Annotated in this window: 31 protein-coding genes; 22 read left to right on the forward strand and 9 right to left on the reverse strand. The window is 42.7% G+C overall.

Translation table 11 applies throughout. From position 1 onward, the window contains the following. Positions 1–46 precede the first annotated feature (46 nt). Both trmK and LWH95_RS12320 read left to right on the forward strand, forming a co-directional pair. Positions 47–697 carry a tRNA (adenine(22)-N(1))-methyltransferase TrmK gene (gene trmK / locus LWH95_RS12315; protein WP_003237050.1) on the forward strand — a complete coding sequence of 217 codons (651 nt, stop codon included), beginning with the start codon at positions 47–49 and terminating at the stop codon, positions 695–697. Continuing rightward, positions 690–1811, forward strand: a complete 1122-nt coding sequence (locus tag LWH95_RS12320; protein WP_148981990.1) for a Nif3-like dinuclear metal center hexameric protein — start codon at positions 690–692, stop codon at positions 1809–1811. Before trmK ends, LWH95_RS12320 begins: the two co-directional genes overlap by 8 nt. 22 nt (positions 1812–1833) lie before the next feature. Here LWH95_RS12320 and LWH95_RS12325 read toward each other — a convergent pair whose 3' ends face one another. Together LWH95_RS12325 and LWH95_RS12330 are read right to left on the reverse strand one after the other, a co-directional pair. Beyond that, complete coding sequence (locus tag LWH95_RS12325; RefSeq protein ID WP_019258918.1) at positions 1834–2778, reverse strand: 4-hydroxy-3-methylbut-2-enyl diphosphate reductase; 945 nt, start codon at positions 2776–2778, stop codon at positions 1834–1836. A gap of 122 nt (positions 2779–2900) precedes the next feature. Continuing rightward, positions 2901–3623 (reverse strand): YqfQ family protein, encoded by a 723-nt coding sequence (locus LWH95_RS12330; RefSeq protein ID WP_003237044.1) that lies wholly within the window; start codon positions 3621–3623, stop codon positions 2901–2903. 168 nt (positions 3624–3791) lie between these two features. On the opposite strand from LWH95_RS12330, the gene cshB reads away from it, so the two are divergent. Both cshB and LWH95_RS12340 read left to right on the forward strand, forming a co-directional pair. Next, a complete protein-coding gene (gene cshB, locus LWH95_RS12335) occupies positions 3792–5108 on the forward strand; it encodes a DEAD-box ATP-dependent RNA helicase CshB (protein ID WP_019258916.1) in 1317 nt (438 codons plus the stop codon). A 9-nt stretch (positions 5109–5117) separates the two neighbouring features. After that, a complete protein-coding gene (locus LWH95_RS12340) occupies positions 5118–6011 on the forward strand; it encodes a deoxyribonuclease IV (protein WP_019258915.1) in 894 nt (297 codons plus the stop codon). Positions 6012–6038: 27 nt separating this feature from the next. Here the strand turns inward: LWH95_RS12340 and LWH95_RS12345 are convergent, their stop codons facing one another. Beyond that, positions 6039–6293 (reverse strand): DUF2624 domain-containing protein, encoded by a 255-nt coding sequence (locus LWH95_RS12345; RefSeq protein WP_003237038.1) that lies wholly within the window; start codon positions 6291–6293, stop codon positions 6039–6041. 115 nt (positions 6294–6408) lie between these two features. Here LWH95_RS12345 and LWH95_RS12350 point away from each other — a divergent pair, with 115 nt between their 5' ends. Then, positions 6409–7290, forward strand: coding sequence for a YitT family protein (locus LWH95_RS12350; RefSeq protein ID WP_003237036.1), 882 nt, complete (start codon positions 6409–6411; stop codon positions 7288–7290). A 137-nt stretch (positions 7291–7427) separates the two neighbouring features. After that, complete coding sequence (gene zur / locus LWH95_RS12355) at positions 7428–7865, forward strand: zinc uptake transcriptional repressor Zur (protein ID WP_003237031.1); 438 nt, start codon at positions 7428–7430, stop codon at positions 7863–7865. A 41-nt stretch (positions 7866–7906) separates the two neighbouring features. Here zur and LWH95_RS12360 read toward each other — a convergent pair whose 3' ends face one another. Further along, positions 7907–8488, reverse strand: a complete 582-nt coding sequence (locus tag LWH95_RS12360; RefSeq protein WP_148981987.1) for a hypothetical protein — start codon at positions 8486–8488, stop codon at positions 7907–7909. Between the two features lie 133 nt (positions 8489–8621). Between LWH95_RS12360 and LWH95_RS12365 the strand changes: the two genes are divergently transcribed. Beyond that, a complete protein-coding gene (locus LWH95_RS12365) occupies positions 8622–9011 on the forward strand; it encodes a DUF308 domain-containing protein (RefSeq protein ID WP_232919684.1) in 390 nt (129 codons plus the stop codon). Positions 9012–9036: 25 nt separating this feature from the next. On the opposite strand, the gene ispG is transcribed toward LWH95_RS12365, so the two are convergent. From ispG to LWH95_RS12380, 3 genes are all read right to left on the reverse strand, one after another. After that, positions 9037–10170 carry a flavodoxin-dependent (E)-4-hydroxy-3-methylbut-2-enyl-diphosphate synthase gene (gene ispG / locus LWH95_RS12370; RefSeq protein WP_080010835.1) on the reverse strand — a complete coding sequence of 378 codons (1134 nt, stop codon included), beginning with the start codon at positions 10168–10170 and terminating at the stop codon, positions 9037–9039. 121 nt (positions 10171–10291) lie between these two features. Beyond that, complete coding sequence (locus tag LWH95_RS12375; protein WP_232919685.1) at positions 10292–10591, reverse strand: LysM peptidoglycan-binding domain-containing protein; 300 nt, start codon at positions 10589–10591, stop codon at positions 10292–10294. Positions 10592–10684: 93 nt separating this feature from the next. After that, entirely contained in the window at positions 10685–11446 is a 762-nt protein-coding gene (locus LWH95_RS12380) for a DUF1189 domain-containing protein (RefSeq protein WP_232919686.1), read from the reverse strand. A 110-nt stretch (positions 11447–11556) separates the two neighbouring features. Between LWH95_RS12380 and LWH95_RS12385 the strand changes: the two genes are divergently transcribed. The 9 genes from LWH95_RS12385 to pstB (LWH95_RS12425) all read left to right on the forward strand — a co-directional run bounded on the left by LWH95_RS12385 (position 11557) and on the right by pstB (LWH95_RS12425) (position 21057). Continuing rightward, on the forward strand, positions 11557–12039 hold the full coding sequence (locus LWH95_RS12385) for a DUF456 domain-containing protein (RefSeq protein WP_003237020.1): 483 nt from the start codon (positions 11557–11559) through the stop codon (positions 12037–12039). A gap of 179 nt (positions 12040–12218) precedes the next feature. Continuing rightward, positions 12219–12827, forward strand: coding sequence for a superoxide dismutase (gene sodA, locus LWH95_RS12390; protein ID WP_232919687.1), 609 nt, complete (start codon positions 12219–12221; stop codon positions 12825–12827). A 108-nt stretch (positions 12828–12935) separates the two neighbouring features. Further along, entirely contained in the window at positions 12936–14228 is a 1293-nt protein-coding gene (locus LWH95_RS12395; RefSeq protein WP_225514202.1) for an MFS transporter, read from the forward strand. A 113-nt stretch (positions 14229–14341) separates the two neighbouring features. Continuing rightward, entirely contained in the window at positions 14342–16495 is a 2154-nt protein-coding gene (gene pbpA, locus LWH95_RS12400) for a penicillin-binding protein 2A (RefSeq protein WP_119914027.1), read from the forward strand. A gap of 154 nt (positions 16496–16649) precedes the next feature. Beyond that, on the forward strand, positions 16650–17552 hold the full coding sequence (locus tag LWH95_RS12405) for a phosphate ABC transporter substrate-binding protein (RefSeq protein WP_003237013.1): 903 nt from the start codon (positions 16650–16652) through the stop codon (positions 17550–17552). A gap of 68 nt (positions 17553–17620) precedes the next feature. Continuing rightward, a complete protein-coding gene (gene pstC, locus LWH95_RS12410) occupies positions 17621–18550 on the forward strand; it encodes a phosphate ABC transporter permease subunit PstC (RefSeq protein ID WP_060399034.1) in 930 nt (309 codons plus the stop codon). Next, a complete protein-coding gene (pstA, locus tag LWH95_RS12415; RefSeq protein WP_003237008.1) occupies positions 18550–19434 on the forward strand; it encodes a phosphate ABC transporter permease PstA in 885 nt (294 codons plus the stop codon). Before pstC ends, pstA begins: the two co-directional genes overlap by 1 nt. A 20-nt stretch (positions 19435–19454) precedes the next feature. Then, a complete protein-coding gene (pstB, locus tag LWH95_RS12420; RefSeq protein ID WP_232919688.1) occupies positions 19455–20264 on the forward strand; it encodes a phosphate ABC transporter ATP-binding protein PstB in 810 nt (269 codons plus the stop codon). 10 nt (positions 20265–20274) lie between these two features. After that, complete coding sequence (gene pstB, locus LWH95_RS12425; RefSeq protein WP_003237005.1) at positions 20275–21057, forward strand: phosphate ABC transporter ATP-binding protein PstB; 783 nt, start codon at positions 20275–20277, stop codon at positions 21055–21057. Between the two features lie 31 nt (positions 21058–21088). Here pstB (LWH95_RS12425) and LWH95_RS12430 read toward each other — a convergent pair whose 3' ends face one another. Continuing rightward, positions 21089–21553 (reverse strand): endolytic transglycosylase MltG, encoded by a 465-nt coding sequence (locus LWH95_RS12430; protein ID WP_232919689.1) that lies wholly within the window; start codon positions 21551–21553, stop codon positions 21089–21091. Next, positions 21550–21903: a hypothetical protein gene (locus tag LWH95_RS12435; RefSeq protein WP_003226272.1), complete on the reverse strand. Its 354-nt coding sequence runs from the start codon at positions 21901–21903 to the stop codon at positions 21550–21552. The genes LWH95_RS12430 and LWH95_RS12435 overlap by 4 nt, the downstream gene beginning before the upstream one ends. 179 nt (positions 21904–22082) lie before the next feature. On the opposite strand from LWH95_RS12435, the gene LWH95_RS12440 reads away from it, so the two are divergent. The 6 genes from LWH95_RS12440 to yqgP all read left to right on the forward strand — a co-directional run bounded on the left by LWH95_RS12440 (position 22083) and on the right by yqgP (position 26359). Next, positions 22083–22553, forward strand: a complete 471-nt coding sequence (locus tag LWH95_RS12440; RefSeq protein ID WP_232919690.1) for a hypothetical protein — start codon at positions 22083–22085, stop codon at positions 22551–22553. Continuing rightward, complete coding sequence (locus tag LWH95_RS12445) at positions 22550–23629, forward strand: glycosyltransferase family 4 protein (RefSeq protein ID WP_232919691.1); 1080 nt, start codon at positions 22550–22552, stop codon at positions 23627–23629. Before LWH95_RS12440 ends, LWH95_RS12445 begins: the two co-directional genes overlap by 4 nt. Before the next feature lie 83 nt (positions 23630–23712). After that, positions 23713–23862 carry a 50S ribosomal protein L33 gene (gene rpmG, locus LWH95_RS12450; RefSeq protein ID WP_003153056.1) on the forward strand — a complete coding sequence of 50 codons (150 nt, stop codon included), beginning with the start codon at positions 23713–23715 and terminating at the stop codon, positions 23860–23862. Between the two features lie 84 nt (positions 23863–23946). Further along, entirely contained in the window at positions 23947–24510 is a 564-nt protein-coding gene (locus LWH95_RS12455) for a 5-formyltetrahydrofolate cyclo-ligase (protein WP_232919692.1), read from the forward strand. A 64-nt stretch (positions 24511–24574) separates the two neighbouring features. Continuing rightward, on the forward strand, positions 24575–24748 hold the full coding sequence (locus tag LWH95_RS12460) for a hypothetical protein (protein WP_003236997.1): 174 nt from the start codon (positions 24575–24577) through the stop codon (positions 24746–24748). A gap of 87 nt (positions 24749–24835) precedes the next feature. Then, complete coding sequence (gene yqgP, locus LWH95_RS12465) at positions 24836–26359, forward strand: rhomboid protease YqgP (RefSeq protein WP_232919693.1); 1524 nt, start codon at positions 24836–24838, stop codon at positions 26357–26359. Positions 26360–26429 lie beyond the last annotated feature (70 nt).

Below are 26429 nucleotides of genomic sequence, written 5' to 3' on the forward strand. Positions count from 1 at the left end.
TAAACGATTGCAAACAGTAGCTGAGTACATACCGAATGGAGCGGTGATGGCCGATATCGGGTCTGACCATGCTTACCTTCCTTGTTATGCGGTGCTGAATCATAAAGCAAGCAAAGCAATTGCCGGAGAAATAACAGACGGCCCATTTTTGTCTGCCAAGCGGCAGGTTGAAAAATCAGGCTTAAGCTCGCACATTTCTGTAAGGCAGGGAGACGGCCTGGAAGTCATTAAAAAAGGTGAAGCCGATGCCATTACGATTGCCGGGATGGGCGGATCTTTGATCGCTCACATTTTAGAAGCGGGTAAAGACAAATTAACGGGAAAGGAACGGCTTATTTTACAGCCGAATATTCATGCTGTTCATATCAGAGAGTGGCTTTATAAAGAAGGATATGCGTTGATAGACGAGGTGATCCTTGAAGAGGACGGAAAGTGCTATGAGGTGCTTGTCGCCGAAGCGGGAGACAGAGATGCGGCTTATGCCGGTATTTCTTTATCAGCCGGAATGCTCGTCGGCCCTTTCTTGGCAAAAGAAAAGAATGCTGTCTTTTTGAAAAAATGGACACAAGAGCTTGAGCACACACAAAGCATTTATGAACAGATCAGCCGAGCTGCAACTACAGAGCAAAATAAACAAAAATTAAAGGAGCTCGCCGATCGAATGGAGCTGCTAAAGGAGGTTATCGATCATGGCTAAAACAGTAAATGGGCAGCAGATCGTCCAGCTGTTTGAACAATTTTCCCCGAAAGCCTATGCTGTCGAAGGCGATAAAATCGGACTGCAAATCGGCACCTTAAACAAACCGATTAAAAATGTGATGGTTACACTTGATGTGCTGGAAAGCGTTATCGATGAAGCAATTGAAAAAGAGGTTGATTTGATTATTGCACACCATCCTCCTATTTTCAGGCCGCTAAAGCATATTTCAACAGATCAGCCTGCCGGAAGGTTAATTGAAAAGTGTTTGAAGCATGATATCGCAGTTTATGCAGCTCATACAAATTTAGACGTTGCGGACGGCGGCGTGAATGATTTGCTTGCTGAAGCATTAGAGCTGAGTGAGACGGAAGTGCTGGCGCCTACTTATACTGATCCTCTGAAAAAGCTGGCCGTATATGTGCCGAAGGAATATGAAGAGCAGGTCAGAGCGGCGCTCGGAAATGCAGGAGCCGGCCATATCGGCGAATACAGCCATTGCGCGTTTTCGTCTGAAGGAATCGGCAGCTTTAAGCCATTAGACGGCGCCAAGCCTTTTATTGGTGAAGTGGGAGAGCTTGAGCTTGTTCATGAGATAAGGCTTGAGACTGTGTTTCCTAAAAGCATCGAAAAAGCTGTTATAAGAGCAATGATAAAAAGCCATCCATATGAAGAAGTCGCTTACGACATTTATCCTGTTGAGCAGTCTCCTGCCGAAAAAGGGCTCGGCCGTGTCGGAACACTTAAAAATGAGATGACGCTCAAGGAATTCGCTTTATTTGTGAAAGACAAGCTTGAAGTAAATGGCGTTAGAATGGTGGGTGAGGCTGACAGCATAGTGAAGAAGGTAGCTGTTCTTGGCGGAGATGGTAACAAGTATATTCATCATGCGAAACGGAAGGGCGCCGATGTTTACGTTACAGGAGATTTATACTTCCATGTGGCCCATGATGCGATGATGCTTGGCCTGAATGTTGTTGATCCGGGCCATTATGCGGAAAAAATCATGAAAAAAGGCGTCACGAGAAAACTGACGGCAATGTGCAAAGATAAAAAGCTGGACGTAAATATCTTTATTTCTGAGACAGATACAAATCCATTTACATTTCTATAAAAAAACTGAGGCTTTAACAGCCTCAGTTTTTTGCTTTTACTTTCGGGAGTATTTTTTTGAGCGGTACATTGTGTTCGATTGTCCAAGTTGATGGATCTTCATGATCATACTGCTCCAAAAAGCGAATGACTTCTTTTGTGATCGGCGTTGGTGTTGAAGCCCCCGCAGTAACGGCAACAGTATTCACGCCTTTAAGCCATTCGAGCTTTAATTCGCTTAGGTCGCCGATTCGGTATGCTTTTGTGCCGGCTATTTCCTCTGACACTTGAGCAAGCCTATTTGAATTGTTGCTTTTAGGGTCACCGACAACGATCGTTAAGTCCGCTTTTTTCGCCTGTTCTGATACAGCTTCCTGCCGTACCTGAGTAGCCAGGCAAATCTCTTGGTGGTATTCGACATGCGGATATTTCTCTTTTACAAGCTCCATGATGTCGTAAACATCCCATTGAGACATCGTTGTTTGATTGGTTACAATTAATTTCTCTGCTTGGATATCAAGGTTTTTCACATCTTCTTCCGTTTCAACTAAGTGAACGATCTCAGGCGCTACGCCAACGGCTCCTTCTGGCTCCGGATGACCTTTTTTGCCGATATAGATCACGTGATATCCTTTTTCTTTCATCTCTAGAATTAAATCGTGAGTTTTTGTCACGTCCGGACATGTGGCATCAATTGCGACTAATCCTTTTTCTTCAGCGATTTTTCTGACTTCGGGAGAAACGCCGTGCGCAGTGAAAATGACAGTTCCCTTGTCAACCTGCTTCAGGATGTCCAGACGATTAGCGCCGTCCAAAGTAAAGATTCCTTCCTCTTCAAACGCATCAGTAACGTGTTTATTATGAACAATCATCCCGAGTATATAGATGGGTCTTGGCAAGCTTTTATCAAGTGACGCGTTCTTGGCAATGACCATAGCATCAACAACGCCATAGCAATAGCCGCGCGGTGAAATTTTAATTACGTCCATTTTCGGTAGTCCTCCAATACTGAAGTGAGTAAAGGCAATATAAAAAGCCGTAATCAAACGGCTCTATTCTTGCATTCTTCTGATCTCATTATAGCCAATCTCACTTCAGATATCAAAGAATGTTAAATATATAATCTCGGCTTTGATCTGCCTGATGTTCTTTTCGAAGCAGGAGAGACAGCTTCTTTTTTCTTCGGGGCAGATGTTTTTGATTCTTGTTCTTTACTGTCAGATGTTTTTGATTTCTTCGGTGGAGAAGAACTTTTTGGTTTTGATTTTTTGTTCCCATCTGATGTTTTTGCTTCAGCCTCGTTCTCGATTTCCGAGGTTTCTTCTGACTCTGTTTGCTTTTCATTTTCCTCATTGCTCTCTGTATCATCACTTTTACTTAACTGGCTGTACAGCTTCATCATTGCTGGCAGATTGCGGACTAATGGGCCGTACTGCTGGATCATGGGGGTGACTTGCTGCGCCATGCCAAGCACTTTTTGCACATTCCCAAGCATACTGGATAAAGATGCAGGATTGGCGATATTTTGAATGCCTTGCAGACCTGCTCCTCCGCTCGCTGCTGTGCCTGCTCCTGGAACTCCGGCGCCGCCAGTGCCTCCTCCTCCGGGTAAGAACTTTGACAGCATTCCTTTTAAGCCTCCGCCCGCACCATTTCTCGCTCCGGCATTTGCCTGAGGAAGAAATTGTCCGGATTGCTGAAAACCTTGCTGCTGCGGTCCAAATGAAGGTCTTTGCAAATTAGGCGGTCTTCTGCCCATCATTCGCTGATTTGGCATGGGGCGGGGCGGTCCGGGCTGCGGATAATTTCTCATCGGCTGCTGCGGTGAAAACATACTTGTACCTCCTTTCAGCTCTCTCTGCTATTAGAATATGCATGGGCTGCGGTATTTGCTTTACATAACTGAATAAAACAAACGCCTTCCAAACGTGGTGTTTTTAAGCAAAATCGGGTATAATGTGATGATGGACACATAATGTGCCGCTTTAAGGAGCTGGGAAAAATGAAAGAAACTAAATTTGAACTTTATGAATTGAAACCGTTTATTATAGATGCAGTGCACCGCCTTGGTTTTTATGAACCGACTGATATTCAGAAAAGGCTGATTCCTGCAGTGTTAAAAAAAGAAAGCGTCATCGGCCAGTCTCAGACGGGAACCGGAAAGACTCACGCTTATTTACTGCCTTTATTAAACAAAATCGATCCTGCTAAGGATGTCGTTCAGGTTGTCATTACGGCTCCGACAAGAGAGCTTGCCAACCAGATTCATCAGGAAGCACTTAAAATCACACAAGGTGAAGAAGGCAGTCAGATTCGCTCGAAATGTTTTATCGGAGGCACAGATAAACAAAAATCAATTGATAAATTGAAAACACAGCCTCATCTTGTCGTCGGTACGCCAGGACGTATTGCCGATTTAATCAAAGAACAGGCGTTAAGTGTTTATAAAGCGGAATCTCTCGTCATTGATGAAGCGGATTTAATGCTGGATATGGGATTCCTTGCAGATGTAGATTACATCGGTTCACGCATGCCTGAGGATCTGCAAATGCTTGTGTTCTCAGCGACCATTCCGGAAAAGCTGAAACCATTTTTGAAAAAATATATGGAAAATCCGAAATACGCCCACGTGGAGCCAAAACAGGTGACTGCTGCGAAGATCGAGCATATCCTCATTCCTTCGAAACATCGTGACAAGGACAAGCTCCTTTTTGACATCATGTCTCATCTGAATCCATACCTGGGCATTGTGTTTGCCAATACGAAAAACACGGCTGACCATATCGCTCAATATTTGACTGGAAAAGGCATGAAAATCGGGCTGCTGCACGGCGGATTAACGCCTCGTGAGCGGAAAAAAGTCATGAAGCAGATCAATGATTTGGAATTCACTTATGTCATTGCGACTGACCTTGCCGCAAGAGGCATTGATATTAAAGGTGTCAGCCATGTTATCAACTATGAGCTGCCGGATGATCTCGATTTTTATGTTCACCGTGTGGGCAGAACGGCTCGCGCCGGCTCATCAGGACAAGCGATGACCATTTATGAGCTCTCTGATGAGGATTCATTAGTCAGACTTGAGAAAATGGGCATTGAATTTGATTACTTGGAGCTTGAAAAGGGCGAGTGGAAAAAAGGCGATGACCGCCAGCGCCGCAAAAAGCGTAAAAAAACGTCGAACGAAGCGGATGAAATTGCGCATCGTCTCGTGAAAAAGCCGAAGAAGGTTAAGCCTGGATATAAAAAGAAAATGAGCTACGAGATGGAGAAAATCAAGAAAAAACAGAGAAGAAACCAATCTAAAAAAAGAAAGTAGGGGAACCTGTTGTTGAGAATAGGCTCACACGTCTCTATGAGCGGAAAACATATGCTTCTGGCAGCAAGCCAGGAGGCAGTTTCTTATGGGGCGAACACGTTTATGATCTATACAGGCGCACCGCAAAATACGCGCCGAAAGAAAATTGAAGACTTGAATATAGAAGCTGGCCGGGCACACATGCAAGAAAACGGTATTGACGAGATTATCGTACACGCGCCTTATATTATTAATATTGGCAACACGACAAATCCGTCCACTTTTGAGCTTGGTGTCGATTTTCTTCGTTCTGAAATTGAACGGACAGCTGCCATCGGAGCGAAGCAAATTGTCCTTCACCCAGGCGCTCACGTAGGAGCGGGAGCTGAAGCAGGCATCAAGAAAATTATTGAAGGCTTAAATGAAGTGATTGATCCGAATCAAAATGTCCAGATTGCATTAGAAACAATGGCAGGAAAAGGATCTGAATGCGGCAGAAGCTTTGAGGAGCTTGCGCAGATTATCGATGGCGTTACACACAATGAGCATCTGTCAGTATGCTTTGACACGTGCCATACACATGATGCGGGATATAACATTGTCGAAGACTTTGATGGAGTGTTGACTGAGTTTGATAAAATCGTCGGTATTGACCGTATTAAAGTGCTTCATATTAATGACAGCAAAAATGTCAAAGGCGCAAGAAAAGACCGCCATGAAAACATCGGCTTTGGTGAAATCGGATTTGACGCACTGCAGTATGTTGTTCACCATGAGCAGTTAAAAGACATTCCGAAAATCCTTGAAACGCCGTATGTCGGTGAAGATAAAAAGAATAAAAAACCGCCATACCGTTTTGAGATTGAAATGCTGAAAGAAAAACAATTTGATGACACATTGCTTGAAAAGATTTTACAGCAATAAAAAATGGGGGATAAGTCCCCCATTTTTTCAGCTTGTAAATTGTTTGAATAGTTCATTAACGGTTTGGGCTGTTTCTTTCGATGTAATTGCCTCTACTTGTTTCAGCAGCCGCATTCGTTCACTCTCATTAAAGATGTTCACATTTTTCCCGTATAGCAGGTTTGCTACTTCAACGGCCTGCGGTCTTGTTAGGCTGATTCCGTATTGTTTTGAGTACTTCAGCAAATCGTCAGCAGTAGCCTGGTTAAGCCGCTGCAAAATAATTCTTTGAAATAAAATCATCGACCATTCCACCTCCAGACTTAATGTATGGGCAAATCAGTAAAATGTGTCAGTGTTTAATGGTAAAATAGATTTATAATGTATTTAAAATAGTTATTGCAGGAAAGGAGATTTTATGACCCCAACAAAACAACATAAGAGAGAAACATTTTCCCATTTTATTTTCAGGGTCTTCATGATTCTGGCAGGAGCTGCATCTGCGGCTGTAAGTATTGAATTATTTTTAATCCCTAACGATTTTATTGATGGCGGGATTATCGGTGTATCACTTATTTTAGACCACCTCTTTATGTCAAACCCCTTTTTGAATTTCGCTTTATTCGTTGTCATTTTAAATATTCCTTTTATGATCTTCGGCTATAAATATATCGGTAAGACCTTCCTTGTCTCTACGATGATTGGAATTGTCGGGCTTGCCGTTATTGAATCCTCGCTTCATCATGTAGAAGCCATTACAACTCAGCCTATTTTGGCCACTGTGTTCGGAGGTCTTTTGCTCGGCTTTGGCGTCGGGCTCGTTATTCGAAACGGAGGTTCAATGGATGGTACAGAAATTCTCGGTATTTTGCTGACGAAAAAGCTGCCATTTTCAGTTGGTGAGTTCGTCATGCTCATCAATGTATTCATTTTCATTTGGGCTGGTTTTGTGTTCGGTCCTGAGCAAGCGATGTACTCTTTCATGACTTATTATATTGCGATGAAAACCATTGATGCCGTGATCCAGGGGCTTGATGAAACAAAAGCTGTCATTATTGTGTCTGATCAGTATGATGAGATTTCCGACGCGATTTTGCACCGTCTCGGTCGCGGAACAACCAAGCTGAAGGGGAAAGGCGGATATACGGACGAAGAAAAGGACGTGATTTACGCGGTTGTCACAAGGCTGGAAGTGACTAAGCTAAAATCGATCGTGTTTGAAGTCGATCAAAATGCATTCATTACGATTATGAATACGCATGAAACGAGAGGCGGAAAATTCAAAAACGCAATCCACTAGGCTTTCATTTACTTTTATTCATTTTATGGGTATAATTTTATCTGCAGTAAAGAAAATGGCTTGCTGGTCAGACAGCTGCCATTTTCTTTTTCATACATGTGATACGTTCTTAAGCAAAGCGAAAAGGGGGACCCTTCATGAACGTACAAGAAGCGCTGAACCTACTGAAAGAAAACGGATATAAATATACAAATAAACGTGAAGATATGCTGCAGCTTTTTGCTGATTCAGACAGGTATCTTACCGCTAAAAACGTACTGTCTGCATTAAATGATGATTATCCCGGCTTAAGCTTTGATACAATCTACAGAAATCTTTCTTTATATGAAGAACTTGGTATTTTGGAAACAACTGAGCTGTCCGGTGAAAAACTCTTCCGATTTAAGTGTTCATTTACCCACCATCACCATCACTTTATTTGTCTTGCCTGCGGCAAAACAAAAGAAATTGAATCATGCCCGATGGACAAGCTTTGTGATGATTTGGATGGCTATCAGATCAGCGGACATAAATTTGAGATTTACGGCACATGCCCTGATTGTACAGCGGAAAACCAAGAAAACACTACTGCGTAATTGTTTATATGAGAAAAAGGAGCCCCGGTTGGGCTCCTTTTTCAGTTGTTGACACGTATGATATGATGTTTATTTTTGTTAATCCATTGAACGGCTTCAAGCCAGTTGCTGACTCTGATGATGTTTGAATCAAGCGGAAGCTGATTATAAGGGGAATTGAATAAAATCACCGGTATATCGGCTTCTTTCGCAATCATCATTGCGTTTCCGTGATGATCCTCAAAAAACAAGTCAATGTTGTGTTTTTTGACTGCCTCAACTTTATGATGACCGCCAACGAGTTCGATGTGGTCGTAATGAATATTTTGTCTGTCAAACCATTCATAAGTAATATCAGTTAAATGAGTCCGTCTCGCTGTAATATAAATAAGCTTGTGCTCCTCTTTGAGGAGGTCAAGTGACTGTTTTGCATGCTGCGCAAGCAATGCTTCCTTATATATGATGGCTTCATTTTGATTCATCCAATCCCAAAATTCTTCCTGCGTAATGTTTAACAGTTTTGTCAAATCATAATCCGTCATATCGTTTAATGAAATGGAAAGATTAAACGAGCGGTTCAAATAAGGGACGAATGTATCCTGAGCCGTGATTGTGCCGTCAATATCTATTCCTAAGCGTAACATGCCCACACTCCTTCAGTTTCATCCCTTCCAGTGTAACATAAACAATTGACATTAACAGAAAAGTTTAGCAAACATGAATCAGGCAAAATAGATCAAACTATAAAAGCTCCTTTAATAAAAACAGAAGGGGGAATTGAAGGTGGCAAACGATTACGAAAAACGTGATAACAACAGCTACTATGTAGATCATGGTTCTGAAGGATCAAATATTACCCGCGACAACGATGGTTTTTTTGAGGAAACGGCTGCTGAAATCGCAGAGCCTTACCGTGCTACTGACCGCAGCAATGACCGAGACAATGACCGCAGCGGCGGCAATGTCAATGAAGGGCGGGGAATAGGCTATATTGCATTAGCCTTGTCCATTATTTCATTGTTTGTACTGCCTGTTTTATTGGGAGCTGCCGGTATTATTGTCGGCTATATCGCAAGAAGAAGAGGTGCCCAAGGCCTAGGAGCTTGGGCGATGGGTATCGGTGTCGTCTCATTAGTGCTTGGAATATTTATTATTCCATTTTTCTAACACAAAAAAGCTTGACGGGTTCCCGTCAAGCTTTTTGTGTTTCTTCTTTTAGTTTTGCTTTTTCAGCTTCAAGCTTTGCGTAGTGTTCCTCAGCAAGAATGTCGATTTCTTTCTTGAGTTCCTCTACCATTGTTTCCTCTGGAACCTTACGGACAATTTTTCCTTTCCGGAACAACAGTCCTTCACCACGTGCTCCTGCGATTCCGATATCAGCTTCTCTCGCTTCACCAGGTCCGTTTACTGCACAGCCGAGAACAGCGACTTTAATCGGCGCTTTCACCTTAGAAATGTATTCTTCCACTTCATTGGCGATGCTGATCAAATCAATCTCAATACGGCCGCAAGTCGGACATGAGATGAGTGTGGCAGCATTGGAGGCTAAGCCGAAAGATTTCAGAAGCTCCCTTGCTACTTTTACTTCTTCCACAGGATCTGCGCTTAATGAAATACGCATGGTGTTCCCGATGCCCTTGCTTAAAATCGCGCCGAGTCCTGCTGCGCTCTTTACTGTACCGGCAAACAGTGTTCCTGACTCAGTGATCCCAAGATGCAGAGGGTAGTCAAATGCTTTCGCTGCTTTTTCATAAGCCTCGATCGCAAGGTTGACGTCAGATGCCTTCATGCTGACAATAATATCGTGAAAATCAAGATCTTCAAGAATTTTAATGTGATGAAGTGCGCTCTCTACCATTCCGTCTGCTGTCGGATAACCGTATTTTTCTAAAATCCGTTTTTCAAGTGAACCAGCGTTTACTCCGATTCTGATCGGAATCCCTTTTTCTTTCGCCGCTTTAACGACCGCTTCGACTTTTTCACGGCGGCCGATGTTGCCTGGGTTGATTCGGATTTTATCTGCGCCGCCTTCAATGGCTTTTAACGCAAGTTTATAATCGAAATGTATGTCAACAACGAGCGGAATGGAAATGCGTTTTTTAATATCCGCGATGGCATTTGCCGCCCGTTCATCCGGACATGCTACCCGGACGATTTGGCATCCGGCTTCAGCCAGACGGTTAATTTCCGCAACCGTTGCTTCTACATCATGTGTTTTTGTTGTTGTCATGCTTTGGATAACAACTTCATTGTTGCCGCCTATTGTTAAAGGTCCCACTTTGACGGGACGCGTTTTTGTACGATGTGTGATTTCACTCACTTGCAATCGCTCCTTAATTGTAGTTGCCGCTTCTAGATATAACAATTCTAGTATGGTTTATGTGAATTTATTTTACAAATTACATTGTAACAGTGTCTTCGCCGAACTGACAAGAAATTAACGTTAATTAAGGGTAGACCGGGAATTTGTACGCTGTTCCCGCTTGAATGGAGTTGGCTTTCACATTCGGATTCAGTGTTTCAAAATCCTTTACAATGTCGTCAGGAGAACCTGCTGGTCCGACAATTGACATAACGGTGTCACCCGGCTGTACCTTCACCGTTTTATAGGCTGGTTCCTGTTCAGCCGTTTTTGCTGATGCTTCATAGACAGGGAGGTCCTGGATGGGGATCGTTCCAACTTTAAGATCATAAAAAAGAATAAAAAGAATAAAAACAATGCTGCATACAAAAGTGAGACGCTTCATCGCTTTTCCTCCCGCATACGAAATTTATACTATAGTATGCTTGTCCATTTCGATTCATGACAAAAGAAAAGAGACTGCGAAGGCAGTCTCAGATTATGCAACAGCTTTTTTGGACGGGATCTCTTTCAAAACAAGAAACAGGATGACAAAGTTGACAAACCAGTTCAGTAAAAATTCACTTGGAACTGTTGCTTCTAATGCCCGCATGATCGTAAAGAACACAGTCGAAAGGGTGATCGAATAGGCAGAAAGCTTCCAAAGCTGATGGTAGGACAGATGCTTTTTCTGTGCATTCTTCATGATTACCCCGATAAGCGCTAAGAATGATACTTCAATAAATTTTCCTGCCGCTGTTACGAGAAAAATGAGAAATGAAAGAACAGTTGTGATCATCGTTTTATTTTGGTTTAAACCCGCAATCACATCTTTTTTTGTTAAATCTGATGGCATCATTGAGTAAGGCATTTCTTGGGCTTGTCCGTCAATGGCCAAAACAAATTTGTCCTGAAGGATGCCGATCGCGTTTTGCTTTGCTTCGATTTGTTCAGTGCCGTAGGCGTCTGTCGGATCAAACACGATAACGAAGCCATTTGCCTGTGATTCCGTGGCTTTTTTTTCATCGGTTTGAAGTTTGCCGTTTGAAATTTTGAAATCAGGGAAATCTTTGTGTAAAACAGTTTTAAAGCCGTTCATTGATTTGACGGTCCCTGAGCTTACATAATAAGCGGTAGGAATTGCAAAAAGGACAGAGAGCAAAAATACATAAAGAATCGCTTTTCCGATTCCTTGAAATCTTGTTTTTGCAATATCACGGGGAGAGTATGTACTTTTGATGAAAAGCTGAAATACATTCACTATCTTCACTTCCTAGCTATACTAATATATGTTGCTTATTGTATCGTTGCCTGCGTGTGAATACAAGGAAGACATGAAGAAGATAGATGTAAAAAGGGAGGATGGATTTTATGGATATGTTATATTGGCTGGTGATTGCGGCGGTATTTATCATCGCTTTTATAGGGCTGGTGTATCCCGTTATTCCGAGCGTAGTATTTATCGTTGCCGGCTTTGTATTGTACGGATTTTTGTTTTCATTCAGTCCGTATTCATATATGTTCTGGCTCGTTGAAGCTGTTTTTGCCGCAGTATTATTCGCAGCAGATTACGTGTCTAATCTGCTTGGAGTAAAAAGGTTTGGCGGAAGCAAAGCCGCCATATGGGGAAGCACGATCGGTTTATTAATCGGGCCTTTCGTCATTCCGGTTGCGGGGATCATATTAGGGCCGTTTATCGGGGCTGTTTGTGCAGAACTTATCGTTCATCAAAAGGACTTAAAGTCAGCGTTTAAAATTGGTCTCGGCTCACTCATTGGCTTTTTAACAGGGGTTATTGCAAAGGGCATCATACAGCTTTTGATGATCGGATATTTTTTATGGACGGTCCTATAAGAATTGCCGGCGGCAGGTTTAATGGGGCGGATTATCGGTTAAAGTGAAATATGTCCGCTGAAATGAGCCAAAATGTGAGCATTTTCATTGATTACACAGCGTTCTTTTGTTACATTGAATGAAGAAAGGCTCGCTGTGAAGCGGCATTTCAGTACATATATATTAAGGAGGAATTTATCATGGCTTACGAACTTCCAGAATTACCTTATGCGTACGATGCTTTAGAACCGCATATTGATAAGGAAACTATGACTATTCACCATACGAAACACCACAACACATACGTTACAAATTTAAACAAAGCGGTTGAAGGAAACACGGCTCTTGCAAACAAATCAGTTGAAGAGCTTGTTGCAGATCTTAATTCTGTTCCTGAAAACATCCGCACTGCAGTCCGCAACAATGGCGGCGGACACGCGAACCACAAATTATTCTGGACACTTTTATCTCCAAACGGCGGAGGCGAGCCGACTGGCGCGCTTGCTGAGGAGATCAACAGTGTATTTGGAAGCTTTGACAAATTCAAAGAGCAATTCGCAGCTGCAGCAGCTGGACGCTTCGGTTCTGGCTGGGCATGGCTTGTTGTGAACAACGGTAAGCTTGAAATCACAAGCACACCAAACCAAGATTCTCCGCTTTCTGAAGGCAAAACGCCTATCTTAGGACTTGACGTTTGGGAGCATGCTTACTACCTTAACTACCAAAACCGCCGTCCTGATTACATTTCAGCTTTCTGGAAAGTTGTGAACTGGGACGAAGTGGCTCGTCTATACAGCGAAGTAAAATAATGACACAAGCAAGGTCCTCAATAGGGGGGGCCTTGTTTTTTTCTGTCTTCTTTTTACATATCTCGGTTTGAGTGAGACAGACTAAGGGATAGTAAAGGGGAGTCAGTAATGAGCAAACTAAAAAAAGTAATTGGCGATGTAGACGTAAACAAAGGGTTACTCTTTCTGCTGACCATTGGCGGGCTTTATTCGCTGGGAATTGCATTGTCCAATACATTTGTTAATGTGTACCTTTGGAAGCAGTCAGGGAAATTTATTGATTTGGCGATATATAATTTATCCATTGTGACAATGCAGCCGTTAACCTTTTATTTGGCTGGACGGTTAGCCAAAAAAATAGACAGGGTGTTCATTTTAAGGTTCGGCGTCATTTTTTTAGCCGCCTTTTATTTAAGTGTGCTTTTAGCCGGAGAAACGGCGGCCAGCCGGCTCGTGCTGATCGGTGCGGTGCTCGGAGTGGGCTATGGCTTTTATTGGCTAGCGTTTAACGTGCTGACCTTTGAAATAACAGAGCCGGAGACGCGAGACTTTTTCAACGGATTTATGGGCATTCTGTCTTCCTCTGCAGGGATGATCGGTCCGATTGTAGCGGGATTTGTTATCTCAAGGCTTGAAAATAATACGGGTTACACATTAATTTTCAGTCTCTCCCTCAGTTTATTTGCCTTGGCTGTCGTGATGAGCTTTTTTTTAAAACGGAGAGAATCAAAGGGCCGTTTTATGCTGAGCAAAGTATTTGGAGAGCGCCATAGCAATATGAATTGGCGGAGAATTACGAATGCGCATTTTTTTCAAGGCTTGAGAGAAGGGATTTTTGTCTTCTTAATCAGTGTATTTGTATTTATTGAGACAAACAGCGAACTGGCCCTCGGCACATTCGGCCTTGTCAACTCAGCTGTTTCCTTCTTTGCCTACTACTTTGCATCCAGGCTGATTAAGAAAAAGGCCAGAAAAAAATCAATCTTGCTGGGCGGCCTTATTCTGTATGGCGCGCTGTTTTTGATTCTGTTTCATATGAGCTTTACGACATTATTGACGTACGGCGTTTTTATTGCCATCGGCTATCCTCTTTTGCTCGTGCCATATGTATCACTTACATATGATGTGATAGGCCGGGCGCGGCATGCCAGAAAAGCAAGAATTGAATATATCGTGCTGAGGGAACTGTTTTTAAACGCCGGCAGGATTGTCTCCATTTTATGCTTTCTCTTGATCGTGGCCCTTCTGAAAGAGGATGTGGGAATTCCTTTGTCACTCGCTATATTGGGCATAGGACATCCGCTGATTTATTACTTTGTTAAGGATATCCGTTTTAAGGAGAAAGAAGAGGAAAATGAAACCATGGAAGAAGACGGCCAAAAACGGGTAACTGAACCGAATCTTTTAAAAGGTGAAAGATAATTTTTTGTCAAAAAGGGGTTATCTGTAGAAAAAAGTCGAAAAAACCTTTAGAATGAAAACTGGCACTCTTACTTGAGTGTCTTTTCTTTCTGTAAATAGAAAAAGGTGATGTTATGAGGAGAAATAAACCAAAAAAGCAAAATCATAAAGAGAAAAAGAAGTCGCTTCCGATCCGGCTGAATATTTTATTCTTGGCTGCCTTTGTCATATTCACCTGGATCATTGTGGAATTAGGCATCAAGCAGATCGTACAAGGCGATGATTACAAAAACCAAGCCAATCAGCAGGAACAAAGTGAAGTCAGCTCGGCGGTGCCGCGCGGGAAAATTTATGATCGAAACTTTAATGCCATCGTGACAAATAAGGCTTTAAATGCAATCACATACACCAGATCTAAATCGACCACGCAAGACCAGCGTTTAAAGATCGCAAAAAAGCTGTCTGATATGATTAAAGTTGATACAAAAAAAGTAACAGAACGGGATAAAAAGGATTATTGGATTTTAACTAGGCCGAAAGAAGCCAAAAAGTTGATTACCGCTAAAGAAAGAAAGCAGGTTGAAGACAAAACATTATCCGATGACGATTTATATCAGCTCCAGCTAAAACGAATTACTGATAAGCAGCTGAATGAACTGACGGATAAAGACATGCAGATCCTAGCCATCAAAAGACAGATGGATTCAGGATATGCATTGACCCCTCAATATATCAAAAACGAAGATGTATCAGCGAAAGAAATGGCAGTTGTAAGTGAACATTTAGACGAACTGCCGGGTGTTGATGTCACGTCCGATTGGGAACGCGAATATCCGTATAAAAACCTTCTTCGCTCAGTGCTCGGAAGTGTTTCCAGCTCTGATGAAGGATTGCCGTCCAACTTGCTCGACCATTATCTGTCTCTTGGCTACAGCCGAAATGACAGGGTCGGAAAAAGTTATATTGAATACCAGTACGAAAGTCTTCTGCAGGGACAAAAAGCAAAGGTGGAAAACATCACGGATTCAAACGGCAATGTCACGGGAACAAAAACCGTTTCTGAAGGGAAAGCCGGTAAAGATCTCGTACTTACGATTGACATTGATTTGCAAAAAGAAGTGGAAAAAATCATTGAGAAGAATCTCAAATCTGCTAAAGCAAGACCAAGCACTGGGTTATTAGACCGGGCATTCGTTGTCATGATGGACCCGAGAAACGGTGAAGTGCTGACAATGGCGGGTAAGCAGATTAAACAAGAAAATGGGAAATATAAAATTGATGATTACGCGCTAGGAAATATGACGTCATCTTATGCCATGGGTTCGGCTGTCAAAGGTGCAACCGTGCTGACGGGCTTGCAAACCGGTGCCATCAACCTGAATACCGTTTTTCAGGATGAACCATTGTATATTGGTAGCCAGGATAAAAATGGTAAAAAGTCATGGACGAACTTAGGACCGGTCAATATTCAAAGAGCCTTAGAGCAGTCTTCCAACGTATTTATGTTTAAAACGGCGATTGCACTCGGAAAAGGTGAATATAAACCGCATCAAGCTTTACCGATTGATACAACGGCCTTTGATACATTCCGGAATTATTTCAGCCAATTTGGATTGGGAGTTAAAACTGGAATTGATCTTCCGAATGAAATGACAGGCTATAAAGGAACAGACAGATTAACGGGATTCTTGCTTGACTATGCAATCGGCCAGTACGATACGTATACACCGCTGGAACTGGCACAATATGTATCAACGATTGCAAATGGCGGCTACCGCTTGAAGCCTCAGCTAGTAAAAGAAGTCAGAGAACCTAATGCTGAAAAAGGGATTGGTGCTGTCGTGCAATCCGTTCAGCCGGAAGTGCTGAATAAAATCGACATGAAGAGTGAATACATTAAAGAAGTACAGGCCGGATTCAGACGAGTGATGACAAAAGGGACAGCTGCCAGCCAATTTGCGTCAGCATCATATCAGCCTGCCGGGAAAACAGGAACAGCACAATCGTTCTATGACGGGCCTGATAAATCAAAAACAGGAACAGCGACATATAATACGACACTTGTCGCTTATGCGCCGGCTGATAATCCTGAAATTGCGATCTCTGTCGTAGTACCTTGGGCTTATATTGATTACAGCGCTAAATATACCATTACAAACGAAATCGGCAGAGAGGTAATGGATAAATATTTTGAGCTGAAATCGAAGCAGGACAAAGAAGATACGCAACAAAAGAATAAAGATAAAATCGAAGAAAATGCAGAGAACACAACGTCTTCTGATAACTAAAAAGAAACGCTCACATGATGTGGGCGTTTTTTTTATACAAAAAAACGCATTGATTTACAAAACCTTAACATTCGGTTCAAACCCTTTTTACATAGAACCTTTACTCTATACGTGTAGGACAAATTACACATTATACGCAGGGGGAATTCAGGAAATGAAAAAAAACAAATTGGTGCTTATGCTTCTGATGGCTGCTTTTATGATCATTGCAGCTGCATGCGGAAATGCAGGAGAAAGTGAAAAATCGAATAGCGATTCTGCAAAAGGAGAAGGAAAGGCATCAGGTTCTTTAACCATTTCTGGTTCATCGGCTATGCAGCCATTAGTACTTGCAGCCGCAGAAAAATTTATGGAAGAAAACCCTGATGCTGATATACAGGTGCAAGCTGGCGGTTCTGGAACAGGGCTTTCTCAAGTCTCTGAAGGAGCTGTTCAGATCGGGAATTCAGACGTTTTTGCTGAAGAAAAAGAAGGTATCGATGCAAAAGCGCTTGTCGATCATCAAGTCGCAGTCGTTGGTATGGCAGCAGCTGTAAACCCTGATGCTGGTGTGAAGGATATTTCTAAAGATGAATTGAAAAAAATCTTCACTGGTAAAATCAAAAACTGGAAAGAGCTTGGCGGCAAAGACCAAAAGATTACACTTGTAAACCGTCCTGATTCTTCTGGCACACGTGCTACATTTGTGAAATATGCGCTTGACGGAGAAGAACCTGCAGAAGGCATTACTGAAGATTCCTCCAACACTGTGAAAAAAATCATTGCTGATACTCCGGGAGCGATTGGATATCTTGCATTCTCATATTTAACAGATGACAAAGTAACTGCTCTATCTATTGATGGTGTAAAACCTGAAGCAAAAAATGTGACAACTGGCGAGTATCCGATCTGGGCTTATCAACATTCTTATACAAAAGGTGAAGCGACAGATTTAGCCAAAGAATTTCTAGATTATCTAAAGAGTGAAGACATTCAAAAAAGCATTGTTACTGACCAAGGCTACATTCCGGTTACTGATATGAAAGTGACACGCGATGCCAACGGGAAGCAAAGCTGATCTTAATAAAAAGAGGAGTGCGGGGACAACCGTTTCTCCTCTTAACACATTCATAGGAGTGTAAAACAATGATAAACAATAGAGAAAATATGTCTGTGAGCGAGCGTTTAATCAGCTCAAGGCAAAATCGGCAATTGGATGAAGTTCGGGGAAGAATGATTGTGACAGCTTGTGCGCTTATTATGATTGCGGCATCTGTTGCGATCACCATTTTCCTCGGCGTTAAGGGGCTGCAATCTTTTCTAGTAAATGGTGTAAGCCCAATTGAATTCTTAACGAGTCTAAATTGGAACCCTACAGATGCTGATCCGAAATATGGCGTGCTGCCATTTATTTTTGGATCATTTGCAGTAACGATTCTTTCTGCACTCATTGCTGCGCCGCTTGGCATTGCAGGTGCGATTTTTATGACAGAAATTGCGCCGAATTGGGGAAAGAAAGTGCTGCAGCCGGTGATTGAGCTTTTAGTCGGCATTCCATCTGTTGTTTATGGATTCATAGGTCTTACAGTATTGGTACCGTTTATCGCCCAATTCAAATCGAGCGGGACAGGGCACAGTTTATTGGCGGGAACGATTGTCCTTTCCGTCATGATTCTGCCGACCATCACATCGATCTCTGCAGATGCAATGGCTTCTCTTCCGAAGAGTTTAAGAGAAGGTTCTTACGCGCTTGGTGCGACAAGATGGCAGACGATCAGAAAAGTACTTGTGCCTGCAGCTTTTCCAACATTAATGACAGCTGTTGTACTTGGTATGGCACGGGCGTTTGGTGAAGCTTTGGCTGTTCAGATGGTCATTGGAAATACAAGAGTACTGCCGGAAAGCCTGTTTGACACTGCCGGAACACTGACAACGATCATCACGCTGAACATGGGCCACACCACATACGGCAGCGTTGAAAATAATACGCTTTGGTCAATGGGACTAGTGCTTCTGGTGATGTCATTCTTGTTCATCCTGCTTATTCGCTACTTGTCATCTAGGAGGAAAGTGTAATGAACCGCAAAATAACAGATAAACTGGCGACTGGAATGTTTGGTTTGTGTGCAGCCATTATCGCTGCAATTCTAGTAGGCTTGTTTTCCTATATTATTATCAACGGTGTTTCTCAGCTCAGCTTCGACTTTATTTCAACAAAATCGAGTGCTATTGCAGCTGGAGGAGGAATACGCGACCAGCTGTTTAACTCCTTTTATATCTTGTTTATTACCATGCTGATTACAATCCCGCTCGGTGTGGGCGGCGGAGTGTTCATGGCTGAGTACGCGCCTAATAACAAAGTGACTGATTTCATCAGAACATGTATAGAGGTGCTTTCATCTCTTCCGTCTATTGTCATTGGGATGTTTGGATTACTGATGTTTGTCAACTTAACAGGCTGGGGATATACGATCATAGGCGGTGCGCTTGCGTTAACTGTTTTTAACCTTCCTGTCATGGTGCGTGTGACAGAAGACGCGATTCGTACAGTCCCTAAAGATCTGAAGGAAGCATCTCTCGCTTTAGGTGTTTCACGCTGGCATACCGTAAAAACAGTTTTAATTCCAAGTGCGATCCCTTCTATCATCACAGGAGCAATTTTGGCGTCAGGAAGGGTGTTCGGGGAAGCGGCGGCACTATTATTTACAGCCGGTCTGACAACGCCACGTCTTAATTTTACAGAGTGGAACCCGTTTTCTGAAACATCGCCGCTTAATATTTTCAGGCCCGCTGAAACACTGGCGGTGCACATTTGGAACGTAAATACGCAAGGAATGATTCCGGATGCTGAAGCGATTGCCAACGGTGGTTCTGCGGTGCTGGTGATTTCTGTTCTTGTGTTTAATCTTGCAGCGAGATGGCTTGGCACGATGATCTACAAAAAGCTTACGGCAAATTAGAACGGAAAGAGGCGAAAAACATGTCTGAACAAATGGTAAAAGAAAAGCCTGAGCGTGCTGTTTTCGTTCCGAAGCAGCGCCACGTGCTTGAAGTGAAAGATCTGTCTATATTTTACGGAAATAAACAAGCAGTTCACCACGTGAATATGGATATTGAAAAGAACGCGGTGACCGCTTTGATTGGGCCGTCAGGATGCGGAAAGTCTACTTTTTTGAGAAATATTAACCGAATGAATGATTTAATTCCTTCTGCAAGAGCTGAAGGTGAAATCCTTTATGAAGGACTAAATATACTGGGCAGCAATATTAACGTTGTCAGCTTAAGAAGAGAAATCGGAATGGTTTTCCAAAAACCGAATCCATTTCCGAAATCGATCTATGCCAATATCACACATGCATTGAAATATGCCGGAGAGCGGAATAAAGCTGTTTTAGATGAGATTGTGGAAGAAAGCTTAACAAAAGCAGCGCTCTGGGCTGAGGTGAAGGACCGTTTGCATTCATCTGCACTCTCATTATCAGGCGGCCAGCAGCAGCGTTTATGCATCGCGAGAACGCTTGCGATGAAGCCGGCTGTTCTTTTGCTGGATGAACCAGCTTCAGCGCTTGATCCGATTTCAAATGCAAAAATAGAAGAATTAATTACAGAATTGAAAAGCGAATACTCGATTATTATTGTCACGCACAATATGCAGCAGGCTCTGCGGGTTTCTGACCGGACGGCGTTCTTTTTAAACGGCGAGCTTGTAGAATACGGACAGACTGAACAGATTTTTACAAGTCCGAAGCAGCAAAAAACAGAGGATTATATTAACGGGAAATTCGGATAGGAGGGCGGCAATGAGTATTGCTACCGAAGCTGTAATGAAACAGGAAGTTTATCAAGTCAATGGAATGAACTTATGGTATGGACAGAATCATGCCTTAAAAAATATCAATTTGAGCATTCATGAAAACGAGGTCACGGCGATCATCGGGCCATCAGGATGCGGGAAATCAACCTTCATCAAAACACTGAACTTAATGATTCAAATGACGCCGAATGTAAAGCTTGCAGGTGAGCTGAACTATAATGGCAGCAACATTTTAAAGGATAAAGTGGATATCGTGGATTTACGAAAAAATATCGGCATGGTATTCCAAAAAGGGAACCCGTTTCCGCAATCCATTTTTGATAATGTCGCTTACGGACCGAGAGTCCACGGCACCAAAAATAAAAAGAAGCTTCAAGACATTGTGGAAAAGTCATTAAAAGACGTGGCGTTATGGGATGAGGTGAAGGATCGTTTGCATTCATCCGCTCTTTCGTTATCAGGCGGCCAGCAGCAGCGTCTTTGTATCGCCAGAGCGCTAGCGACAAATCCTGATATTTTGCTGATGGATGAACCGACATCTGCACTGGATCCAATCTCAACGAGAAAAATTGAAGAACTCATTCTTGAGCTGAAAAATAAATATACCATTGTAATCGTCACGCATAACATGCAGCAGGCAGCAAGGGTTTCTGATCAAACCGCCTTTTTCTACATGGGCGAGCTTGTTGAATGCGACAATACCAATAAAATGTTCTCAAACCCGCAGGATCAAAGAACTCTCGATTACATTACAGGAAAGTTTGGGTAAATAAAAACAGGCTGACAGTCAGCCTGTTTTTTTATCGTGTTAACGTTTTTACGATCTTTTTGAAGCTCATGTCTGATTTTACTTTAAACTCTCCGGCGCGGATTTCTTTGTGATAGCCGGCATCGATGACATAGTCGTTAAAGTCTTGAGCCGAGGAGATGATGCCTTCTTTTTCAAGAATATCTGATACATCTGCAGTGCTCATGCCATCTTTAATGGTGAGCTTGTACGTTTTTACTTTGTCTGTTTTCGTGCCTGAGCTGCTGTCATTGCTCAAGGATTTCTCTTTTGAGTCTAGAAGTTTTTGATATTCATCACGGTTAACAGAAACCATTTTTTTAGAATCAAGGTAATTGTTCACGTCTTGTTCGGTTACTGTTTTACTTTCTTTTACAGCAGCGGCCTGATCTTCGTCTGTCAGATAAAAAACAGCTGCGAGAACGGCCGTCGCTAAAATAATGCCGCCAGCAAATGCCTGAATGCCCCGTTTTGTCATACGAGCACCTTCTCGTTATCTTTGATAATCGTATTTACGTCTTCCACTGATACATGCTCAGCTTTAGCAATCGCTTCAGCGGACATGCCGTTATTATATTTAGAAAGTATTTGTTTGGCGATCTTTTGATTGATGTCGCTATGCTTTGATTTGCGGATGACAAGGTTTGTTTCCAGTAATTCTTCCTCAAGCACTGTCATTTTCTTTTTGAGCTTGTAAATTTCCTGCATCGCAGAAAGCTGCAGTGTTTCGAGCTCCTGTTCTACATCTTTCATCGGATCTCTTTGAGAATATGAGAATGCAATTAGCGCTATACTGACGATAAACAACGCAATAATAGCAATTTCCACGTTTCATCACCTTCTATTCTTTTTTTATCCTTCTTTTTTATACCATAAAACCAATGGATTCTAAAGGAATTCGCGAAAAAAACGAGATTTTGTCGAGAAATCTTTCTTTGCTTCCTCGCTATGTAATGGTTTAATAGGGACACCGAGTGAACGATAGGAAAGGAGAATGTTAGGAGTCTATGGATAAACATCCATTTCTCTATAATATACGACATAGGCTTTCTTTTTTTAGGGACACATTCGACATGATTATTCAAAACGCTCACACCTTGACCGTACGCTGGGAGATCTCAGAAGAAACAATGCGGCTGGCTGAAGCGGTGCTTTTCGAAAAAACGCAGGATATGATAAAAGAATTGCGCATTGTCATCAAAAGAAAAGGCATCGAAGCTGTCAGGACGAATCGCACAACATATGATAAAGGGGAATGGACGATTGGACAGCTGGCTGGTGATGCTGTATATCGGGCTGAGTACAGAATCGTTAATTCTATGAATGTGACGCTCAAGCTCGCCGATACAGAGGACATCTATCTTGCGGAAAATGGGGTTAGCGATATAAACAGCTTTCAGATTGAGGACGGGCACACCAGATGGGAGAAGCAATTTTCTGCTTACACCTGTTATGGGAGAGGGGAAAAAGAACGATGAACGTTCTCATGCTGACTCTAGAACATCCTCATGAGCCGAAAAGCGGGCTCGGGGTCCATTTAAACCGTCTCATTTCCTATTTAAAACCGCATATCAACATAACGGTTTGCACTCCAAGCAGGAAGCTGTTTTCATATGCGCAGTTTGAAGATTTCATAGCTGATGCCAACTTTGCAATGGTTCAGCATATGTTATCCTGCAATGAACGCTTTGATCTGATTCATGCTCATGACGACATGACAGCCCCTGCTGCTCATTATTTGAAACAACAGCTTGGTCTTCCACTTGCTGCGACAATCCATGGTCTTGAAAGCGAAAGGAAGAAGGCGTGCCAAGAAGCACCGCACCCATACCGACTGCAGACCGAACGGCTCCTTATAGAATCTGCTGATGCACTGATTGTATTAAGCACTTTTATGAAACGGTCTATTGATAAGACAGCAGGTAAAAAAATATCCGTTATCCCAAGCCCTGCATCTATGGAAGAAGAAAAGGGGAAAATACCAAAGAGCATGAATAGAAGGTTCCTATTTTCATTTGGAAGGTTTGTTCCGGAAAAAGGGTTTTCTCGGCTGTTAAAGGTGTTTGCTATCTTGAGGCAGCGTCAGCCTGACCTGCATTTGGTGCTGGCTGGGGAAGGGCCGTCTTTGTCCTCCTATGAGAAATTGGCTAAGGCATTGAACTTGAAGGACCGTGTCATGTTCCTGCCGTTTTTGCACAGAAGAGACATCAGAGCGTTTCTGTCTCACTGTGAAATGGCTGTATTCCCTAGTTTTTATGAGCCGTTTGGGCTTGCCGCGCAAGAAAGCATGGAACAAGGTGTGCTGACTGCTGTTTCTCCATCGGGCGGTTTTTGTGACTATTCGGTTCATGACAAAACGGCAATCACCGTTGATTTTACGCGTGCAGAGGAAGCGGCTGTTCTGCTGGACAGGTTATTAATAGACCGGGAAAAAGCATGCCGGATAAAAGATGCCGGCAGACAACAAGTGATCAAACTTCACCATCCCCGGCTTATTACGGAATCATATTTGCAGCTTTATAAGCGTATCATCAATAATTCAGCAATTCATTGAAAAACAGCCTAGCTTTCCGTCCATTATAGTGGTATTATATATAAGTCTGAATAAGTAAATGATTTTAGTTTGGAGGGAAAATAATGCGCGTTAATATTACTTTGGCTTGCACTGAATGTGGTGAGCGTAACTATATTTCTAAAAAGAACAAACGCAACAATCCAGACCGCGTTGAATTTAAAAAATATTGCCCACGTGATAAAAAATCTACGTTACACCGTGAAACAAAATAACAGCCTAGCTGTTTAAGGTGTAAGAAAAAAGCCAGAGCTTTGAAAAAGGTTCTGGCTTTTTTTCTATTTCGAGGGGGATGAGAGATGAAATCACAATTAAGAAAAAAGACGATGGAGGCACTATCTGCTGTATCAAGTGAAGATCTTCTTCAAAAAACAGCACGTATGTACAAGCATTTGTTTTCACTGCCGGAGTGGCAAAATGCCAGCACCATTGCCGTCACCATCTCCAGAGGGCTGGAAATACCGACGCGCCCCGTCATTGAGCAGGCTTGGGAAGAAGGGAAACAAGTTTGTATTCCAAAATGTGACCCGGACACGAAGAAAATGCAATTTCGCACCTATCAGACGGATGATCAGCTCGAAACCGTTTACGCCGGACTTCTTGAACCGGTGATTGAAAAAACAAAAGAAGTGAAACGATCGCAAATTGACTTGATGATCGTTCCGGGTGTTTGTTTTGATACTGATGGGTTTAGGATAGGCTTTGGCGGCGGCTATTATGACCGTTATTTAAGCGATTATAAAGGGAAGACAGTCTCTTTGCTTTTGGGGTGCCAGCTGTTTGCACACGTCCCCCGTCTGCCGCATGACATCCCGGTACATAAGCTGATAACAGAGGATCGGATCATGTCTTGTTTTTCATAACTCCTGCTCATTATTCAAGAATAAATAAGAAAGAATGACAAACCCTATTGGCAGGAGGGATAAGATGAAAAAACTTATGATTTATGCCATTTTTGCTGTTTCTGCCGTTATGTTTTATCAAAATCGCTACCGTCTTATGAATACCGTACTCAGCCAGCCGGGTATCAGGCGGTCTTTTATCCATTTCTTTTTAAGAATTCCGTTTATCCGTAATAAGTTTATACAGCAAGCTTTCTAAAATCCCGTGAAAACGGGATTTTTTGCTTTCAGTAGGCGTTCGGAGCGCCAGCTGTTATAATGAAAAAAAACCATTGGAGCGGTAAACATGTATTTGTTGGAGTATACATATTGGAAAACTGCGGAGCACCTAGTGAATAGCGGGTATGGCGTCATACAAGCCGGTGAGTCAGGTGAAATATGGCTGGAAGCACCGGACAAGTCTTCTTATGATCTGGTTCGCCTTTATAAACATGATATTGATTTCCGGCAAGAAATGGCAAGAGATATCGAAGAGCAGGCTGAACGAGTAGAACAAGTCAGAAAGCAACTTGGCAGACGCAAGATGAAGCTGCTGAATGTATTTTTTTCAGCGGAAGCCCCTGTTGATGACTGGGAAGAGATCGCCGAAAAGCCTTTTGAGAAGGGACCTGTCTTAGTTGACCCGGCAATCGTGAGGGGAACCATGCTTCATGATGACCTTCAAGCTGTTTTCCCATCATTTCGTGCAGAAGAATGTACAGAAGCCCGCGATTCGTTTGAAGACGCGCAAATGGCGAGAGAACGCTTCCTTTCGCTCGTACTGAAACAAGAAGAACAGAGAAAAAATGAAGCGGCGGTTTTTCAAAACGGAAAACCAATTTTTACATATGTATTCATCGCGCTTCAGGTCTTAATGTTTTTCTTGCTTGAACTAAACGGGGGCAGCACAAATACGCAGACGCTGGTCTCTTTTGGGGCAAAGGAAAACAGTCTGATTGCAGCCGGAGAATGGTGGCGGCTCCTGACTCCGATCGTGCTTCACATTGGCATAGCGCATTTAGCTTTTAATACGCTTGCTTTATGGTCGGTTGGTACAGCAGTTGAGCGGATGTACGGCTCGGGCAGATTTCTGCTGATTTATCTGGCGGCTGGCATTACGGGTTCAATCGCGAGCTTTGTGTTCAGCCCGTATCCTTCAGCGGGCGCTTCAGGAGCCATATTTGGATGCTTAGGCGCACTGCTGTATGTAGCTTTGTCAAATCGGAAAATGTTTTTAAGAACCATTGGAACCAATATTATTGTCATTATTATCATTAATCTTGGCTTCGGTTTTGCAGTTTCGAATATTGATAACTCTGGACATATTGGCGGCTTGATTGGCGGCTTTTTCGCAGCTGCCGCACTTGGATTGCCCAAAGCCGGAGCCTTTGGAAAAAGATTGTTGTCAGCGGTTTTGCTGATTGCTTTGGCGGCCGGGTTTTTATATTACGGATTGCATTCGCCTTCCCGCCAGGAGTCAGTGCTGATTCAGCAGGCAAGTGAGCTGTATCAGGAAGGAAAGTATGAAGAAGTAACGGAATTGCTGAACGGAGAAGCGGAGCAAAAAGATGCCTCAGTCGATCTTTTGAAAATCTTGGCTGTCTCTGATATTCAAATCGGCGAATATGATCAGGCGATTTCCCTTTTGGAAAGAGTCGTGGAAAAAGAACCTAAAGATCATGCCTCATATTACAATTTAGCCTTTCTGTATGCGGAAAAAAATGAGCTTGGTCAAGCAGAAGAGGCTATCAAGTCGGCTGTAAAACTTAAGCCGAAGGAGCAGCGGTACAAAGAGCTTCAGCAGCAGATTGGAAATAATAAAGAATCATAGGAAGCGGAATATGCCTAAGGAGGGAGGCTGGCTTTTTTGTCAGCGTTTTCTTCTTGACTGGCCGCTTCCA

Origin of the sequence: Bacillus sp. G16, assembly GCF_021282335.1 — a bacterium.
Lineage (GTDB): Bacteria > Bacillota > Bacilli > Bacillales > Bacillaceae > Bacillus > Bacillus inaquosorum.

Coding starts and splice junctions, on each gene's coding strand:
- cshB (WP_019258916.1), top strand. CDS start 3,792: ATGAAAGAAACTAAATTTGAACTTTATGAATTGAAACCGTTTATTATA.
- LWH95_RS12430 (WP_232919689.1), bottom strand. CDS start 21,553: ATGACAAAACGGGGCATTCAGGCATTTGCTGGCGGCATTATTTTAGCG.
- trmK (WP_003237050.1), top strand. CDS start 47: ATGGCCGATATCGGGTCTGACCATGCTTACCTTCCTTGTTATGCGGTG.
- LWH95_RS12375 (WP_232919685.1), bottom strand. CDS start 10,591: ATGAAGCGTCTCACTTTTGTATGCAGCATTGTTTTTATTCTTTTTATT.
- LWH95_RS12350 (WP_003237036.1), top strand. CDS start 6,409: ATGACCCCAACAAAACAACATAAGAGAGAAACATTTTCCCATTTTATT.
- pstA (WP_003237008.1), top strand. CDS start 18,550: ATGAACCGCAAAATAACAGATAAACTGGCGACTGGAATGTTTGGTTTG.
- yqgP (WP_232919693.1), top strand. CDS start 24,836: ATGTATTTGTTGGAGTATACATATTGGAAAACTGCGGAGCACCTAGTG.
- LWH95_RS12320 (WP_148981990.1), top strand. CDS start 690: ATGGCTAAAACAGTAAATGGGCAGCAGATCGTCCAGCTGTTTGAACAA.
- LWH95_RS12405 (WP_003237013.1), top strand. CDS start 16,650: ATGAAAAAAAACAAATTGGTGCTTATGCTTCTGATGGCTGCTTTTATG.
- LWH95_RS12460 (WP_003236997.1), top strand. CDS start 24,575: ATGAAAAAACTTATGATTTATGCCATTTTTGCTGTTTCTGCCGTTATG.
- LWH95_RS12440 (WP_232919690.1), top strand. CDS start 22,083: ATGGATAAACATCCATTTCTCTATAATATACGACATAGGCTTTCTTTT.
- LWH95_RS12330 (WP_003237044.1), bottom strand. CDS start 3,623: ATGTTTTCACCGCAGCAGCCGATGAGAAATTATCCGCAGCCCGGACCG.
- pstB (WP_003237005.1), top strand. CDS start 20,275: ATGAGTATTGCTACCGAAGCTGTAATGAAACAGGAAGTTTATCAAGTC.
- LWH95_RS12385 (WP_003237020.1), top strand. CDS start 11,557: ATGGATATGTTATATTGGCTGGTGATTGCGGCGGTATTTATCATCGCT.
- LWH95_RS12395 (WP_225514202.1), top strand. CDS start 12,936: ATGAGCAAACTAAAAAAAGTAATTGGCGATGTAGACGTAAACAAAGGG.
- pstB (WP_232919688.1), top strand. CDS start 19,455: ATGTCTGAACAAATGGTAAAAGAAAAGCCTGAGCGTGCTGTTTTCGTT.
- LWH95_RS12455 (WP_232919692.1), top strand. CDS start 23,947: ATGAAATCACAATTAAGAAAAAAGACGATGGAGGCACTATCTGCTGTA.
- LWH95_RS12345 (WP_003237038.1), bottom strand. CDS start 6,293: ATGATTTTATTTCAAAGAATTATTTTGCAGCGGCTTAACCAGGCTACT.
- rpmG (WP_003153056.1), top strand. CDS start 23,713: ATGCGCGTTAATATTACTTTGGCTTGCACTGAATGTGGTGAGCGTAAC.
- sodA (WP_232919687.1), top strand. CDS start 12,219: ATGGCTTACGAACTTCCAGAATTACCTTATGCGTACGATGCTTTAGAA.
- LWH95_RS12325 (WP_019258918.1), bottom strand. CDS start 2,778: ATGGACGTAATTAAAATTTCACCGCGCGGCTATTGCTATGGCGTTGTT.
- pstC (WP_060399034.1), top strand. CDS start 17,621: ATGATAAACAATAGAGAAAATATGTCTGTGAGCGAGCGTTTAATCAGC.
- pbpA (WP_119914027.1), top strand. CDS start 14,342: ATGAGGAGAAATAAACCAAAAAAGCAAAATCATAAAGAGAAAAAGAAG.
- LWH95_RS12360 (WP_148981987.1), bottom strand. CDS start 8,488: ATGTTACGCTTAGGAATAGATATTGACGGCACAATCACGGCTCAGGAT.
- LWH95_RS12445 (WP_232919691.1), top strand. CDS start 22,550: ATGAACGTTCTCATGCTGACTCTAGAACATCCTCATGAGCCGAAAAGC.
- zur (WP_003237031.1), top strand. CDS start 7,428: ATGAACGTACAAGAAGCGCTGAACCTACTGAAAGAAAACGGATATAAA.